The sequence below is a fragment of the Spirillospora sp. NBC_01491 genome (assembly GCF_036227065.1).
GTDB classification, from domain to species: Bacteria; Actinomycetota; Actinomycetes; order Streptosporangiales; family Streptosporangiaceae; genus Spirillospora; species Spirillospora xylanilytica.
In genome coordinates, this window is the sequence record NZ_CP109432.1 from 6,809,423 (window position 1) to 6,825,547 (window position 16,125).

Here is a 16,125-nt window from a genome sequence, read left to right on the forward strand (position 1 = left end):
GATCGGGCCCGTTCTCGCGACGTAGTAGGCTCCGCCACACCCCCGTACACCCCGCATCGGGAGGTTTCCCCGCATGTCGTCTCCCCGACTGCCAGAGGACGCTCTCGTGAGCATGGTCCGCGAACTGTGAAGGCCCTTCGTCTCTCCTCGATCCGGGCGAGGATCATCCTGCTGATCCTCGTGCCGCTGCTCGCCCTCACCGCGCTGTGGGCGTTCGTCACCGGCATCACCTACGGCGACGCGCACCAGCTCATGCAGAGCAAGCAGTACCAGGAGAAGTCGGTGCTGCCCACGCAGCGGCTGATCGACGCCCTCCAGAAGGAGCGGCGGCTGTCGCTGGCCCAGCTCGGCGGTCCCCGGACGGCCGACAAGGGCGCGCTGGAGACGCAGCGCCACGCGACCGACCTCGCGCGGGAAGCGGTGCGGCGCAACAGCAAGGACGGGGGACTGCGCGGCGCGGTCGACACCGCCGTGCTCGCGCGCATCGAGGACCTGGTGAGCCGGCTCGGCACGCTCGACGCGGCCCGCCGGACGGTCGACGAGCGCATCGCCGAGCGGCCCCGGGTGCTGGAGGAGTACACCGGGATCATCGACGCGGGTTTCGCGATCTACAACGCGACCGCGCCGCGGGACGGCACCATCGCCGCCGACGCGCGCACGCTCACCTCGGTGGGCCGCGCCCGCGAGTACCTGGCGCGCGAGGACGCCCTGCTGACCGGGGCGCTGGCCGCCGGGCGCGTGACCGCCGCCGAGCGGGGCCAGTTCGCCCAGCTCACCGGGGCGCAGCGGTACCTGTACGCCGACACCGTCCCCAACCTGCCCGAGGCCGAGCGCGCCCGCTACACCAAGCTCGTCTCCTCGCTGCCGTTCACGCAGCTCCGGTCGCTGGAGGACCAGGTCGTCCACGGCGCCGAGCCTGCGGAGCGCACCGCCAAGCCGCAGCACCCCGGCCGGACGGCCGCGTCGGGCGGCGGCACGGCGGCGGGGACCGGCACCCGGACGGGGCAGGTCGCGCACACCGCCCGGCAGAGCGCGCCGCCGGTCGAGGCCGCCGTCTGGCGGACGCTCGCCGACACCGCCGGCAACCGGCTCTTCGCGTACGAGAACCAGTTGCTCGACAGGCTCTCCACCCGCGCGGAGGGCATCGCGGTCGGGGTGTTCGTGCGGCTGGCGCTGGCCGGCGGCCTGGGCCTGCTCGCGGTGATCGTCTCGACGCTCGTCGCGGTCCGGGTCTCCCGGCGGCTCGTCCGCGAGTGCCGCACGCTCGCCGCGGGCGTCGTCGGCTTCACCCGGCAGCGGATGCCGCAGATGGCCGAGCAGGTCCGGGCCGGGCAGCCCGCGGCCACCGCGGACGACCTGCCCGACTACGACTACCGCATCGAGGAGATCCGGCAGATCTCCGAGTCGTTCGACCGGGCCCGCGAGGCGGTGCTGCTCGCGGCGGCCGGCGAGGTCGCGGCCCGGCGCGGGATCAGCGAGGTGTTCGTCAACCTCGCCCGCCGCAACCAGGCGCTGCTGCACCGCCAGCTCAGCCTGCTCGACACGATGGAGCGCCGCACCGAGGACCCGGCCGAGCTGTCGGACCTGTTCCGGCTCGACCACCTCGCGACCCGGATGCGGCGGCACGCGGAGGGCCTGGTCATCCTGGCGGGCAAGACCGCCGGGCGCGGCTGGCGCCGGCCGGTGCCGCTGGTCGACGTGGTCCGCGGCGCGGTCGCCGAGGTGGAGGACTACCCGCGGGTGCGGGTCCAGCCGCTGCCCCGGATCGCGCTGCTCGGCTCCGCGGTCGCCGACGTCATCCACCTGCTCGCCGAGGTCGTCGAGAACGCCACCACCTTCTCCCCGCCGCAGGCGCCGGTGCGGGTCAGCGGGCACCCGGTCCCGAACGGGTACGCCATCGAGATCGAGGACCGCGGGCTCGGCATGACGGCCGAGGCGATCCGCACCGCGAACGCGCGGCTGTCCGATCCGCCGGACTTCGACCCGTCCGACAGTGCGCAGCTCGGGCTGTTCGTGGTCGCGCGGCTGGCGCAGCGGCACGACATCATGGTCACCCTCCAGCAGTCGCCCTACGGCGGCACCACGGCGATCGCGCTGATCCCGGCCGCGCTCATCGTGGAGGCCGACGCCGAGGCCGCTCTCGGCGGACGTCCGTCGACCGGGCCCCTGCGCACCCTGGGGCAGCCCTCGGCGGCGCTGGAGTCCGCGCGGGCCGGCTCGTCCGCGTCGCCGTTGTCGTCCTCGCCGTCCACGTCGGGCGGGTTCGTCCGGCTGGTGGCCGAGCCCGAGCGCGCCCCCACGTCCACCGCCCCCACACCCGTTCCCACACCGATGCCGACGCCCGCGCCCGCCCCGGCCGCTCCGCCCGCCCCGGCCGCTCCGCCCGCCCCGGCCGCTCCGCCCGCCCCGGCCGCTCCGGCCGCCCCGGCCGCGCAACCGGAGACGGAGTGGGAGCCCGAACCCGTCCTGGCCGAACGGCCCGAGCCGGCGCCTCCCGCGCCCGCCGCCGAGATCCTGCCCGAGCCTCCCGCGCGGCCCCTGGCCGACGGCGAGCTGCCGAAGCGCAGGCGGCAGACGCACCTGGCGCCTCAGCTCCGCGAACGGGTGGACGCGCACCTCGCCGCAGAGGGACGGCACGCGGCCCCGCCGCCCCCGCGTCCGGATGCGACGTCTCCGGCCGCCCGGCCCCACGGCGGCGGTGTCCCGGGCGCCCCCGTCCCGGACGGCGTCCCGCTGGGCGCCCCGGTCCCCGGCGGCGCCGGTCCGGGCGACGAGCCCGGGGACGGCGAGCGGACGGCCGAGGAGACGCGGTCGATGATGTCCGCCATGCAGCGCGGCTGGCAGCGCGGCCGGCACGAAGCGGCCGAGGCCGAAGCAGGCCAGGCAACCCCAAGCGACCAGGAGGACGACACCACATGACAGAAGCGCAGCACCCAGGCACGGAGGCCCTGAACGGGGCCGGTGAGCTGAACTGGCTTCTCGACAGCCTGGTTCAGCGGGTGGCCCAGGTGCAGAACGCGGTGGTGCTGTCGAGCGACGGCCTGCGCATCGCCGCCTCGCGGGGCCTGGGACGCGAGGACTCCGACCACCTGTCCGCCGTGGCCGCCAGCTTCCAGAGCCTGGCGCGCGGGGCGGGCGAGTCGTTCGGCGGCGGTGCGGTCCGGCAGACCATCGTGGAGATGGAGTCGGCCTTCCTGTTCGTCACCGCGGCCGGACGGGGCGCGTGCCTGGCGGTGCTCGCCGACGCCGACGCCGATCTCGGCATCATCGCCTACGAGATGGCGATGCTGGTGACCCGCGTCGGGCAGCACCTGTCGGCCAACCCGCGCGGCGGCCCGCCGGCCGGCCAGCCCGAACCGGGCGGCGCGTAAGGTGACCCCCTCGCCCGAGAACGGGTCCGGCGGGACGGCCTGGTACGACGACGCGGCCGGTCCCGTCGTCCGCCCGTACGCGCTGACCGGCGGCCGGACGCACTACGACGGAGACACGTTCGACCTGGTCGCCCTCATCGTCACCGTGGACGCGGCCGAACCCGAGGACGAGGGGCGACCCTCCGGCACGACGGCGCCGCCCTGGGTGCCGGAGCCGGAACATGAGATGATCTTGGAGCTTTGCCGCACGTCGCTGTCCGTGGTCGAGATAGCGTCGGAGCTGGAACTCCCCCTCGGGGTCGTCCGGGTCCTGCTCGGCGACCTGCTCGATCACTCGCTGATCCAGGTCCGGCGCCCCGCGCCGGTGGCCCAGTTCCCCAGCGAGCGCGTACTCAAGGAAGTGATCGATGGAATCCGTGCGCTCTGACGCGGGCCCGCCGCGAGGCGACTCCGCGCTGACCGTCAAGATCCTCGTCGCCGGCGGCTTCGGCGTCGGCAAGACCACCCTGGTGAGCGCGGTCAGCGAGATCCGCCCGCTGCGCACCGAGGAGGCGCTCACCGAGAAGAGCATCGGCATCGATGACACCTCCGCGGTGGCGCAGAAGACCACCACGACGGTGGCGATGGACTTCGGCCGGATCACGCTGCCCAACGGGCTGGTCCTGTTCGTGTTCGGCACGCCCGGCCAGGACCGGTTCTGGTTCATGTGGGACGAGCTGGCCAAGGGCGCGCTCGGCGCGGTGGTGCTGGTCGACACCCGGCGGCTGGCCGACTGCTTCCCCTCGGTGGACTACTTCGAACGGCGCGGTGTGCCGTTCATCATCGGGGTGAACCACTTCGACGGAGCGGGCCAGCACTCGCCGACGCAGGTCCGCGACGCGCTGGACCTGCCCGCCGAAATCCCCGTGATCAACTGTGACGTGCGCGACCGCGAGTCGGCCAAGCACGTGCTGATCACGCTCGTCGAGCACATCATGCGCACGATGAGCGGGCGGCGCGACCCCGGCGCCCTCACACACTGATCCACCGACCCGCATCGGCCGCCCCAGGGCGCCGGTGCGGGTTTTGTGCGCGCGACTTTGTCCTCTGAGTGGGGAAAGTTCGCTGGAAACAGGGAAAAGGTCTTCTCAAAGCGGCGAAAGTCGATTACCTTCACGGCCAGAACCCGGGGCTCCCCGGGTCCCCCTGGATCCCGAAGGGACGGCGTGATGCGCATGTCGGCTCGTCCGCAGAACGTGCATCAGGCACGCCTGCTGCGGCTGCTGCGCGACGAGGGACCCCGCTCGCGGGCCGAACTCGGCGACGTCGTCCGGCTGTCCCGGTCCAAGCTGGCCGTCGAGCTCGACCGGCTCGTCGCGCTCGGGCTGGTGGAGACCGCGGGCCTGGCCGCGTCCCGCGGCGGGCGCCGCTCGGGGATCGTCCGGCTCTCGCCCGCGCTGCGGTTCGTCGCCTTCGACATCGGCGCCACCTCGATCGACGTCGCGGTGACCGACGGCGAGCTGGAGGTCCTCGGCCACGTCAGCGAGCCCTGCGACGTCCGGCAGGGCGCCATGGCGGTGCTCGACCGCGCGCTCGACCTGCTCGGCAAGCTGCGCGACCAGGGCCTGGTCGGGCAGGCGCACGGCACCGGCATCGGGGTGCCCGGCCCGGTCAGCTTCCGCGACGGCATGCCGGTGGTGCCGCCGATCATGCCGGGCTGGGACCGCTTCCCGGTGCGGGACGCGATCGGCCAGGAGCTCGGCTGCCCGGTGCTGGTCGACAACGACGTGAACCTGATGGCGCTCGGCGAGCTGCACTCCGGGCTGGCCCGCTCGGTCGGCGACTTCCTGCTGGTCAAGATCGGCACCGGCATCGGCTGCGGCGTCGTCGTGGACGGCGCCATCTACCGGGGCGTGTCCGGCAGCGCCGGCGACATCGGCCACATCCGGGTCGACGACGACGGCCCCATGTGCGCGTGCGGCAACGCCGGGTGCCTGGAGGCCTACTTCGGCGGCGCCGCGCTCGCCCGGGACGCGGGCGAGGCGGCCCGCTCGGGCCGCTCGCCCCAGCTCGCCCAGCTCCTGGAGCGGCACGGGGAGCTGTCGGGCGGGCACGTGGCCGAGGCCGCCGCGGCCGGCGACCCGGTGTCGGTCCAGCTCGTCCGCGAGGGCGGCCGGCACGTCGGCCAGGTCCTCGCCGGGCTGGTCAGCTTCTTCAACCCCGGCCTGGTCATCATCGCGGGCGGCGTCGCCGGGCTCGGCCACACCCTGCTCGCCGAGATCCGCAGTGTCGTCTACCGCCGGTCGCTGCCCCTGGCGACCGGCAACCTCCCGATCGTGCTGTCCGAGCTGGCCGGCCAGGCCGGTGTGATCGGCGGCGCCCGCCTCATCAGCGACCACACCTTCGCCCCCGCCTGACCGCACCAGCCTCCCGCCTTCGCCCCACCTGACCCACACCCCCCAGGAGGCCCCGATGGGCCCTGCGAAGAGCCGTCCCGACGGCACCGGCACCGACCCCGAGCCGCTGCTCAGGATGCGCGGGATCGCCAAGCGCTTCCCGGGCGTCCGCGCCCTGGACGGCGTCGACCTCGACGTCCGTCCCGGCGAGGTGCACTGCCTGCTCGGGCAGAACGGCGCCGGCAAATCGACCCTCATCAAGGTGCTCGCCGGCGCGCACCAGCCGGACGAGGGCGAGATCCTCCTGGACGGCGCCCCGGTCCGGCTCACCGGCCCGACCGCCGCGATGCGCGCCGGGATCGCCACCATCTACCAGGAGCTCGACCTGGTCGACGGGCTGTCGGTGGCCGACAACATCTACCTCGGGCACGAGCGCGCCCGGTACGGCTTCACCCGCCGGGCCGCCGCCGAACGCGGCGCGCGCGAGCTGCTCGGCCGCCTCGGGCACGGCGAGATCGCGCCGCGCGGCGAGGTCGGCCGGCTGCCCGCCGCGGGCAAGCAGGTGGTCAGCATGGCGCGGGCGCTGTCGCACCGGGCGCGGCTGATCGTGATGGACGAGCCGTCCGCCGCGCTCGCGCACGACGAGGTCACCAACCTGTTCCGCATCATCCGGGAGCTGACCGCCGACGGCGTCGCGGTCGTCTACATCTCGCACCGGCTGGAGGAGATCCGCGAGATCGGCGACCGGGTGACCGTGCTGAAGGACGGCCGCGCGGTCGCGGGCGGGCTGCCCGCGCGGAGCACTCCCACCGGGCGCGTCGTCGAGCTGATGACCGGCCGCGACGTCGAGGACGTCTTCCCCGCGCGGCCCGCCCCGGCCGGCGACGCTCCCGAGGTGCTGCGGGTCGAGGACCTCACCCTGGCGGGCGCCTTCGAGGACGTCTCGTTCAGCGTCCGCGCCGGTGAGATCGTCGGGCTGGCCGGGCTCGTCGGCGCGGGCCGGTCGGAGATCCTGGAGACGGTGTACGGAGCCCGCCGCGCGACCCGCGGCCGGGTCCTGCTCGACGGGCGGCCGGTGCGGCCGGGCGACACCGGCGCCGCCGTCCGGCGCGGCATGGGCATGGCGCCGGAGGAGCGCAAGAGCCAGGCGCTGCTGCTCAACGAGACCGTCGGGGGGAACGTCACCGTCGCCGGGCTGAACCGCTACTCCTCGTTCGGCTGGCTCAACCGGCGCCGCGAGGTCGCCGACGTGCGCCGCCAGATCGAGGCGCTCGACATCCGGCCGCCCGATCCGCGCCGTCCGGTGGTGACCCTGTCGGGCGGCAATCAGCAGAAGGTCGTCCTGGCCCGCTGGCTGCTCGGGGCGGACCTCCCGCCGGGAGGCGAACCGCCGGGCGGCGGCCCGGACGGTTCGGACGGCCCGGCCGCCCCCGCGCACGGGCTGAGGCTGCTCATCCTCGATGAGCCGACCCGCGGCGTGGACGTGGGGGCGCGCGCCGAGCTGTACGCGGTGATCCGGGAGCTGGCCGGACGCGGCATCGCGGTGCTGCTGGTCTCCAGCGAGGTGCCCGAGGTGCTCGGCCTGGCCGACCGCGTCCTGGTCGTCCGCGAGGGCAAGGTCGTCCACAGCGGCGCCGCCCGCGAGCTCGACGAGCCCGCGGTACTCAACATGATCATGGAAGGGAGCGCCCTGTGACCGACGCGGGTGTCTCGCTGACCGAGAAGGCGCGCGGCCCTCGGCCGAAGCCGCCCTGGGCCAGGCCGGGCGGGACGGGCCGGGGTCCGGGGGAGATCCGGCATCTCGGCCTGGTCGGCGCGCTGGTGCTGCTCGGCATCGTCGGCGTGGTGACCGAGCCCGACAACTTCCTCACCTCCGGCAACCTGGTGGGCATCCTCGCGCTCGCCGCCACCATCGGTGTCATCACCGTCGGCGCCACGTTTGTGATCATCGGGGGCGGGATCGACCTGTCGGTCGGCGCGGTGATGGCGCTGGCCTCGGTCTGGGCCACCACCCTGGCGACCCAGTCGTACGGCCCGGTGGTGATGGCGGTCTGCGCGATCCTGGTCGGCACCGGCGCGGGCCTGGTCAGCGGGCTGCTGATCGCCTACGGCCGGCTCGTCCCGTTCATCGCCACGCTCGCCATGCTGGTCGCCGCGCGCGGCCTGGCGCAGCGGCTCTCGGACCGCAAGACCCAGCTCGTCCGGCCCGAGAACGACGCGATCGAGGCGCTGTCGACCACCAAGGTGCTGGGGCTGCCGCTGGTGGTCTACATCTTCGCCGCGGTCGCGGTGGCCGGATGGCTGCTGCTCAACCGCACCACCTTCGGCCGCCGCACCTTCGCGGTCGGCGGCAACCCCGAGGCCGCCCGGCTGGCCGGCATCAACGTGCGGCGGCACACCCTGACGCTGTACGCGCTGTCCGGGCTGTGCTGCGGCATCGCCGCGATCATCATCATGGCGCGGACCACGACCGGTTCCAGCACGCACGGCGACCTGTACGAGCTGGACGCGATCGCCGCCGTGATCATCGGCGGCACGCTGCTCACCGGCGGACGCGGCACCCTCGCCGGGTCGATCCTCGGCGTGCTCGTCTTCACCCTCATCACCAACCTGTTCATCCTCAACGGGTTGCAGACCAGCGACCAGCTCATCGCCAAGGGCGTGATCATCGTGATCGCCGTGCTCTTGCAGCGTCGCGGCCTGCGCAGCCCCACCTGACCCCGTCCCGCCCCCGCCACTCCTGCCTGACTCACCACCCCCCAGGAGCACGCCATGTCCGACAACCGCATACCCAGCCGCAGAGGTCTCCTGTTCGGCGGCGCCGCCATCGCGGCCGGCGGCCTCGCCACCGGATGCACCAGCAACAGCGACAAGGGCGACCCCACCCCGGCCGCGCAGACCGGCGCCCTCGGCGGCGACAACGACAAGCCCGGCAAGAAGGTCACCATCGGGTTCTCCGCGCCCGCCGCCGACCACGGCTGGATCGCGGCCATCACCAAGAACGCCCAGGCGCAGGCCAAACGGTACTCCGACGTGACGTTCAAGCCGGTGGAGCCGACCAACGACATCAACCAGCAGATCTCCGCGGTCGAGTCGCTGATCTCCGCCAAGGTGGACGTCCTGGTGCTCCAGCCGAACGACGGTGAGCAGCTCAACCAGGTGGCGCGCAAGGCGATGGACGCCGGCATCCCGGTGGTCAACCTCGACCGGGTCTTCCCCGACAAGCTGTCGTACCGGACCTGGATCGGCGGCGACAACTACGGGCTCGGCGTGGCCGCCGGCAACCACATCGGCAAGCGGCTCAAGGACAAGGGCGTCGCCAAGCCTGTCATCGTGGAGGTGCAGGGCATCGCGACGCTGCCGCTCACCCAGGAGCGCAGCAAGGGCTTCGCCGACGCGCTCAAGGCGTTCGGCTTCACCGTGACCGCCAAGCAGGACGCCAAGTTCACCGTGGAGACCGGCAACCAGGTCGCCGCCAACCTGCTCCAGGCGCACAAGAAGATCGACGCGCTGTGGAATCACGACGACGACCAGGGCGTCGGCGTGCTCGCCGCGATCAAGCAGGCCGGCCGCACGGAGTTCTTCATGGTCGGCGGGGCCGGCTCGGCCAACGCGATGCGCGAGATCAAGGCCGGCGGGGTGCTGGAGGCGACCATCACCTACAGTCCGACGATGGCCGGCTCGGCGATCCGCGTCGCCCGGCTGATCGCGCAGGACAAGGGGCTGGCGGACCTGGTCGAGCGGCAGGTGCCGCAGTCGATCGCGCTCGCGTCCGAGACGGTCACCAAGGAGAACGTCGACGCCTACCTGCCGCTCGGCTTCGAGTCCTGAACACGGTCGCACCCGGCGCGCCGTCCCCCCGGCTCCCCGGAGGAGGGGGACGGCGCGCCGCAGGTCGACGGAACGAGAGGGGATGTGCATGACGACGGTCGGAATCGGGATGGTGGGGCACGCGTTCATGGGGCGCGCCCACTCCCACGGGTGGCGCAGCGTCGGGCCGTTCTTCGCCCCGCCGCTCACCCCGGTGCTGGCCGCGCTGGCCGGACGCGACGCCGAGCGGGCCGGGGCCGCCGCCCGCGCGCTCGGCTGGGCGGCGGTGGAGACCGACTGGAAGGCGCTGCTGCGCCGCGACGACGTCCAGCTCATCGACATCTGCACGCCGGGCGACACCCACGCCGAGATCGCGGTCGCCGCGCTCGAGGCCGGGAAGCACGTGCTGTGCGAGAAGCCCCTCGCCAACAGCGTCGCGGAGGCCGAGACGATGGCCGCGGCGGCGGCCCGCGCCGCCGAACGCGGCGTCCGGTCGATGGTCGGGTTCAACTACCGGCGGATCCCCGCGGTCACCCTCGCCCGCAAGCTCGTGGCGGACGGGCGGATCGGCACCGTCCGGCACGTCCGCGCGCAGTACCTCCAGGACTGGCTGGCCGACGCCGGCGCCCCGTTCACCTGGCGGATGGACAAGGACCGCGCGGGGTCGGGCGCGCTCGGCGACATCGGCGCGCACGCCGTCGACGCCGCCCAGTTCGTCACCGGCCAGACCGTCACCGGCGTCTCCGCGCTGCTCGACACCTTCGTCGGCGAGCGGCCGGTCCCCGGCGGCGGCACCGCGCGCGTCACCGTGGACGACGCGGCCGTGTTCATCGGCCGCACCAGCGGCGGCGCGCTCGCCTCGTTCGAGGCGAGCCGGGTCGCGGCCGGCCGCAAGAACGCGCTGCGGATCGAGGTCGCCGGCAGCGCCGGCAGCCTCTTCTTCGACCTGGAGGCGCTGAACGAGCTGTGGTTCCACGACGCCGCCGAGGACGCGGCGACGGCGGGCTTCCGGCGGATCCTGGTCACCGAGCCCGTGCACGAGTACGCGGGGGCGTGGTGGCCGCCCGGCCACCTGCTCGGGTACGAGCACACCTTCACCCATCAGTTCGCCGACCTGCTGACCGCGATCGACGCGGGCACCGACCCGGCCCCGTCGTTCGCCGACGGCCTCCAGGTGCAGCGGGTCCTGGCGGCCGTGCAGGACAGCGCGGCCGGCGGCGCGTGGACGCCCGTCGAGAGGAGCGTGTAGCGAGATGGCACGACCGATCACCCTGTTCACCGGCCAGTGGGCCGACCTCCCGTTCGAGGACGTCTGCCGGCTCGCGTCCGGCTGGGGCTACGACGGCCTGGAGATCGCCTGCTGGGGCGACCACTTCGAGGTCGGCAAGGCCCTGGCCGATGACACCTACGTCCAGCGCAGGCTCGAGACCCTCGCCGAGCACGGCCTGAAGGTCTGGGCCATCTCCAACCACCTGGTCGGGCAGGCGGTCTGCGACCATCCGATCGACGAGCGGCACGAGGCGATCCTGCCCGCGCACGTGTGGGGCGACGGCGAGCCCGAGGGCGTCCGGCGGCGCGCCGCCGAGGAGATCGAGGACACCGCCCGCGCCGCCGCGCTCCTCGGCGTGGACACCGTCGTCGGGTTCACCGGATCGTCGATCTGGCACACCGTGGCGATGTTCCCGCCGACCCCCGCGGCGATGATCGAGCGCGGCTACGCCGACTTCGCGGACCGCTGGAACCCGATCCTGGACGTCTTCGACGAGGTCGGCGTCCGCTTCGCGCACGAGGTGCACCCGAGCGAGATCGCCTACGACCACTGGACCACCGTCCGCACCCTGGAGGCGATCGGGCACCGTCCCGCGTTCGGCCTCAACTGGGACCCCTCGCACATGGTGTGGCAGGACATCGACCCGGTCGGGTTCCTGACCGACTTCGCCGACCGGATCTACCACGTGGACTGCAAGGACACCAAGGTCCGCGGCCGGGACGGGCGGCGCGGCCGGCTCTCCTCGCACCTGCCGTGGGCCGACCTGCGGCGCGGCTGGGACTTCATCTCGACCGGCCGCGGCGACGTCCCGTGGGAGGACTGCTTCCGTGCGCTGAACGCGATCGGCTACGCCGGGCCGGTCTCGATCGAGTGGGAGGACGCCGGCATGGACCGCCTCCAGGGCGCCCCCGAGGCCCTGGAGTTCATCCGCGCCCTGGCCTCCATCGAGCCGCCCGCGACCGCCTTCGACGCCGCGTTCGGCGGATCCGACTAGCGCGCTCGTGATCGGTGCCGCCCCACCCGGCCGGCGGCATATGATCATTTGCAGCGTTCGCCGTGGGCGCGGGACTGGAGCCGACCGCATGACCGACACCGACTGGGAGCCCACGGGCATCGACGTGAACACCCCCAGCACCGCCCGCATCTACGACTTCCTCCTGGACGGCAAGGACAACTTCCCGGCCGACCGCGAGGCGGCGGCGGGACTGCTCGCGGCGAGCCCGAACGCCAAGGCGATGGCCCAGGCCAACCGGCGCTTCCTCGTCCGCGCCGTCCGGGTGCTGGCCCAGGAGGGCGTCCGGCAGTTCATCGACCTCGGGACCGGCATCCCCACCTCCCCGAACGTGCACGAGGTGGCCCGGGAGGTCCTGCCGGACGCGCGGGTCGTCTACGTCGACCACGACCCGATCGTCACCGCGCACAACCGCGCCCTGCGCACCACCGTCGAGGGGCTCGCCTCGGTGCAGGCCGACGTGCGCAGGCCCGAGGAGATCCTGGCCCACCCCGACGTCGCGGCGCTGATCGACTTCGCCGAGCCGGTCGCGGTGCTGGCGCTGTCGGTGTTCCACTTCGTCACCGAGCGGGACGGCCCCGCGCGGATCCTCGGCGCGTTCACCGAGCGGATGGCGCCCGGCAGCCACCTGGTGATCACCTCGACCGGCTCCGAGGGCTTCACCGCCGAGGAGCTCGACCAGATCACCCGCCCCTACCAGGGCGCCACCTCCGCGCTGGTGCTGCGGTCGCGGGCCGAGATCGAGGCCATGTTCGACGGCTTGGAGCTGCTGGAGCCCGGCGTGGTCGACGTGTTCAAGTGGCGCGCCGACGAGCCGATGGCGCACGGCAAGCTCCTCGCCGGAGTCGCCCGCAAGCCCTGACCGCGTCCCCGGTCGGGGACGCTAGACGGCGCGGAAGTCGGCGAAGTCGAAGCCCGGCGAGACCACGCAGCTCACCAGCACCTCGCCCGCCCCGGCCGGACGGGCGGCCTGCCACACGCCCGCCGGGACGACGGCCTGCGGCCTCTGTCCGTCCTCCACGTCCGGGCCCAGCGTGACCGTCCGCGGCGACGCCCCCGGGCGCTCGCCGTCGCCGCCGAGCAGCAGCGCCAGCGGGCCGCCGCGATGCCACAGCCACACCTCGTCGGACCGGACCGCGTGCCACATCGACTCCTCGCCGGGCGGCAGCAGGAAGTAGATGCCGGTCGCGGTGGCGCGCTCGCCCGGATAGCCGTCCGGGGTGAGGCGCACCGCGCTCCGCCACGTCTCGCGGAACCAGCCGCCCTCGGGGTGCGGCAGCAGGTCGAGCGCCTCTGCGGTCGCGGGACGGTCGAGCAGCGCCACGTGCCGCCCGTCCGGGCCACGCCGGACATAGCGGACGCGGCGCGCCCGCGTGCGGTCGACGACCCCGCGCGGCGGACCGGGCTCGGGGGCGAACGACACCGCGACCACCTGGCCCGTCGCGAAGACGTCGTCGGCGACGGCGAGCACGTCGCCCGCGCCGGTCGCGGCGTCGGGCTCGGGCGCCCAGACCGCGCCCGCCTCGTCGAGCACGAACTGAGGTCCCGGCTGGGCGCGCCAGCCGTCGAGCGTCACGAGGAGCAGCACGCGCGCGATCTTAGCCTGCGGCTACCATGGCCGTGTTCCATCCCGCGAGCGAACGAAGGGTGTCATGCGCCAGGTCTTCGGATTCTCCCAGAGCCCCATCCGGACGAGAGTTCCCGAGGACATCAACGCTCATGGCCACCCTGAACATCGGCATCCTCGCGCACGTCGACGCGGGCAAGACCAGCCTCACTGAGCGGCTGCTGTACGACACCGGCGTCATCGACCGGCTCGGCAGCGTCGACGGCGGCGACACCCAGACCGACCGCGGCGAGATCGAGCGCGCCCGCGGCATCACGATCCGCACCGCCGTCGCCTCCTTCGCGCTCGGCGCGGCGCGGGTCAACCTGATCGACACCCCCGGGCACGCCGACTTCATCGCCGAGGTCGAGCGCGCCCTCGGCGTGCTGGACGGCGCCGTACTGGTGCTGTCGGCGGTGGAGGGCGTCCAGCCGCAGACCCGCGTGCTCGCCCGGACGCTGCGCGAGCTGCGGCTGCCGACGCTGCTGTTCGTCAACAAGATCGACCGGGCCGGCGCGCGGCGGGACGGGCTGCTGGCCGACGTCCGGCGCCGGCTCACCCGGCAGATCGTCCCGATGAACGACGTGCGCGGCCTCGGGACGGCCGGGGCGCGCACCGTCCCATCCGCCGCGTCCGTTGCGTCCGCCGCGGAGGTCCTCGCCGAGCACGACGACGGGCTGCTCGCCGACCTGGTCGAGGGCCGCGAACCCGCGCCGGAACGCGTCCGGGCGGCGCTCCGGGCCCAGACCGCCGCCGGAACGCTGCACCCGGTGTTCTTCGGGTCGGCGCTCGGCGGCCAGGGCGTCCCCGAACTGCTGGACGGCATCGCCGAGCTCCTTCCGCCCGCCCCGGCGCCCGAGGGCGAGGCGACCGGGACCGTCTTCGCGATCGAGCGCGGCGCCGCCGGGGAGAAGGTCGCCTACCTGCGGCTGCGCTCCGGCGAGCTGCGCCACCGGGAGAAGGTCTCCTTCCACGGGCACGGCCGGGAGCACACCGGCCGGCTGACCTCGCTGGAGGTCCTCGGCTCGGACGCGCGCCGGCTGACGGCGGGCGGCATCGGCCGGATCGGCGGGCTGCCCGGCATCCGCGTCGGCGACCGGCTCGGCCCGGCGGAGGAGGACCGGGCCGGGTTCGCGCCGCCGAGCCTGGAGACGATCGTCCGGCCGCGCCGCCGGGACGAGGGCGGACGGGTGCGGGCCGCGCTGGTCCGGCTCGCCGACGAGGACCCGCTGATCCGGGCCCGCCCGGCGGACGGCGGGGCCACCTCCGTGCTGCTGTACGGCGAGGTGCAGAAGGAGATCATCGGGGCCAGGCTGCGCGACGAGTTCGGGGTCGCGGCCGTCTTCGAGGCGAGCCGTCCGGTGTACGCCGAACGCCCGGCCGGGACGGGCGAGGCCGCCGAGGAGATGGACTGGCGGCGCCGCACGCCCGACTTCTGGGCGACCGTCGGGCTCCGTGTCGAACCGGCCCCGCGCGGGTCCGGCGTGGCGTTCCGCCGCGAGGTCGAGTACGGCGCACTGCCGCAGGCGTTCGACCGGGCGATCGAGGAGGGCGCCCGCCTCGCCCTCGAGGCGGGCCTGTACGGCTGGCCGGTGACCGACTGCGCGGTGGTGCTGACCCGGTCGGGCTTCGCCGGCCCGATCAGCACGGCCGCCGACTTCCGCGGCCTGACCCCGCGGGTCCTGATGCGCGCCCTCGCCGCCGCGCGGACCCGCGTGTACGAGCCGTGCCACGCCTACGAGGCGGAGATCCCGTCCGCCGCGCTCGGCCCGGTCACCGCGCGCCTGGCCGCGCTGGAGGCCGACGTCCGCGAGCAGGCGCCCGGCCCGGACGGCTGGACGCTGACGGGCGAGATCCCGGCCCGCCGGGCCAGGGAGTTCGACCGGGAGCTTCCCGGGCTGACCCGCGGCGAGGGCGTCTGGTGGTCCCGCCCGTCCGGGGAACGCCCGGTGCACGGCACGCCCCCGGTGCGCCCAGCGGAGGCCGGCCCGCCGGGGTGAGGACGGGCGCCGCCGACCCGGCCGGCCCGGCCTCGCCGCGCCCAGGTCCTCGTCGAGCCTGATGGGAAGGGGGCGGTCATTCCATTTCCGACAGGCGGGTCGGGTCGAAGCCCATCGGGAACGGGCGGTCGACCTTGACCGGCTCTCCGGCGCGGGCCTTGCGCGACAGGCGGTAGTCGACGCCCTCCAGCTCCAGCATCGTCACCGTCGGGCGCGGTTCCAGGTCGATGATCCAGTAGTGCGGGATGCCGGTGGAGGCGTACTCGGCGACCTTGTGCACCCGGTCGATCCGCTCGTTGCCGGTGCGGGGCGTGACGACCTCGGCGACCAGCAGCAGGTCGGGCCCGTAGTAGGTGCGGGTGCGGCGTTCCAGCGCGGCGCGGGCCACGTCGCGGGCGACCACGAACACGTCGGGCTTGCGGAGGCCGGCGGGGGTGGTCACGTCCTGCGGCGTCCCGGCCACGTGCACGTCGGCGTCGGCCTGCCGGGCCGCGTTCTTGAGGATGTCCTTCAGGCGCGTGGCCGCGTTGTCGTGCCACAGGTCGCCGGGCAGCTCGCTCAGCCAGCCGTCGGCCAGCTCGTAGCGGCGGCCCTCCTCGGGCAGCGCGTCGAGGTCGTACAGCGTGTACGGGCCGTGCTCGTGGCCGACCGATCCGCCCATGGACCGTCCCCCTTTGAAGA

The 16,125-nt window shown here is 74.2% G+C and carries 14 protein-coding genes; 12 read left to right on the plus strand and 2 right to left on the minus strand.

All coding sequences use genetic code 11. The features are described 5' to 3' along the window. Positions 1–126 precede the first annotated feature (126 nt). The 11 genes from OHA34_RS31680 (at position 127) to OHA34_RS31730 (ending at position 12,700) form a co-directional block, all read left to right on the plus strand. Complete coding sequence (locus OHA34_RS31680) at positions 127–2,919, plus strand: sensor histidine kinase (protein WP_285937679.1); 2,793 nt, start codon at positions 127–129, stop codon at positions 2,917–2,919. Beyond that, positions 2,916–3,371: a roadblock/LC7 domain-containing protein gene (locus tag OHA34_RS31685; RefSeq protein ID WP_285937678.1), complete on the plus strand. Its 456-nt coding sequence runs from the start codon at positions 2,916–2,918 to the stop codon at positions 3,369–3,371. The genes OHA34_RS31680 and OHA34_RS31685 overlap by 4 nt, the downstream gene beginning before the upstream one ends. 1 nt (position 3,372) lies before the next feature. Beyond that, positions 3,373–3,798, plus strand: a complete 426-nt coding sequence (locus OHA34_RS31690; RefSeq protein ID WP_329519758.1) for a DUF742 domain-containing protein — start codon at positions 3,373–3,375, stop codon at positions 3,796–3,798. After that, the gene (locus tag OHA34_RS31695) at positions 3,779–4,393 is read left to right on the plus strand and encodes a GTP-binding protein (protein ID WP_285937676.1); all 615 of its coding nucleotides are present in this window, start codon (positions 3,779–3,781) and stop codon (positions 4,391–4,393) included. The genes OHA34_RS31690 and OHA34_RS31695 overlap by 20 nt, the downstream gene beginning before the upstream one ends. Positions 4,394–4,579: 186 nt before the next feature. Beyond that, entirely contained in the window at positions 4,580–5,767 is a 1,188-nt protein-coding gene (locus tag OHA34_RS31700) for an ROK family transcriptional regulator (protein WP_285937675.1), read from the plus strand. A gap of 55 nt (positions 5,768–5,822) precedes the next feature. Next, positions 5,823–7,442, plus strand: coding sequence for a sugar ABC transporter ATP-binding protein (locus tag OHA34_RS31705; RefSeq protein WP_329519759.1), 1,620 nt, complete (start codon positions 5,823–5,825; stop codon positions 7,440–7,442). Next, positions 7,439–8,464 carry an ABC transporter permease gene (locus OHA34_RS31710; RefSeq protein WP_285937673.1) on the plus strand — a complete coding sequence of 342 codons (1,026 nt, stop codon included), beginning with the start codon at positions 7,439–7,441 and terminating at the stop codon, positions 8,462–8,464. The genes OHA34_RS31705 and OHA34_RS31710 overlap by 4 nt, the downstream gene beginning before the upstream one ends. Before the next feature lie 54 nt (positions 8,465–8,518). After that, the gene (locus tag OHA34_RS31715; RefSeq protein WP_285937671.1) at positions 8,519–9,577 is read left to right on the plus strand and encodes an ABC transporter substrate-binding protein; all 1,059 of its coding nucleotides are present in this window, start codon (positions 8,519–8,521) and stop codon (positions 9,575–9,577) included. An 88-nt stretch (positions 9,578–9,665) separates the two neighbouring features. Next, positions 9,666–10,805, plus strand: coding sequence for a Gfo/Idh/MocA family protein (locus OHA34_RS31720; protein WP_329519760.1), 1,140 nt, complete (start codon positions 9,666–9,668; stop codon positions 10,803–10,805). Positions 10,806–10,809: 4 nt separating this feature from the next. Beyond that, positions 10,810–11,820, plus strand: a complete 1,011-nt coding sequence (locus OHA34_RS31725; RefSeq protein ID WP_285937669.1) for a sugar phosphate isomerase/epimerase family protein — start codon at positions 10,810–10,812, stop codon at positions 11,818–11,820. Positions 11,821–11,908: 88 nt separating this feature from the next. Continuing rightward, positions 11,909–12,700: an SAM-dependent methyltransferase gene (locus OHA34_RS31730; RefSeq protein ID WP_285937668.1), complete on the plus strand. Its 792-nt coding sequence runs from the start codon at positions 11,909–11,911 to the stop codon at positions 12,698–12,700. A gap of 21 nt (positions 12,701–12,721) precedes the next feature. Here OHA34_RS31730 and OHA34_RS31735 read toward each other — a convergent pair whose 3' ends face one another. After that, positions 12,722–13,426, minus strand: coding sequence for a cupin domain-containing protein (locus tag OHA34_RS31735; protein WP_432763014.1), 705 nt, complete (start codon positions 13,424–13,426; stop codon positions 12,722–12,724). Positions 13,427–13,557: 131 nt separating this feature from the next. Here OHA34_RS31735 and OHA34_RS31740 point away from each other — a divergent pair, with 131 nt between their 5' ends. Continuing rightward, a complete protein-coding gene (locus tag OHA34_RS31740) occupies positions 13,558–15,444 on the plus strand; it encodes an elongation factor G (RefSeq protein WP_285937667.1) in 1,887 nt (628 codons plus the stop codon). 76 nt (positions 15,445–15,520) lie between these two features. Here the strand turns inward: OHA34_RS31740 and OHA34_RS31745 are convergent, their stop codons facing one another. Next, positions 15,521–16,105: a Uma2 family endonuclease gene (locus OHA34_RS31745; protein ID WP_285937666.1), complete on the minus strand. Its 585-nt coding sequence runs from the start codon at positions 16,103–16,105 to the stop codon at positions 15,521–15,523. Positions 16,106–16,125 lie beyond the last annotated feature (20 nt).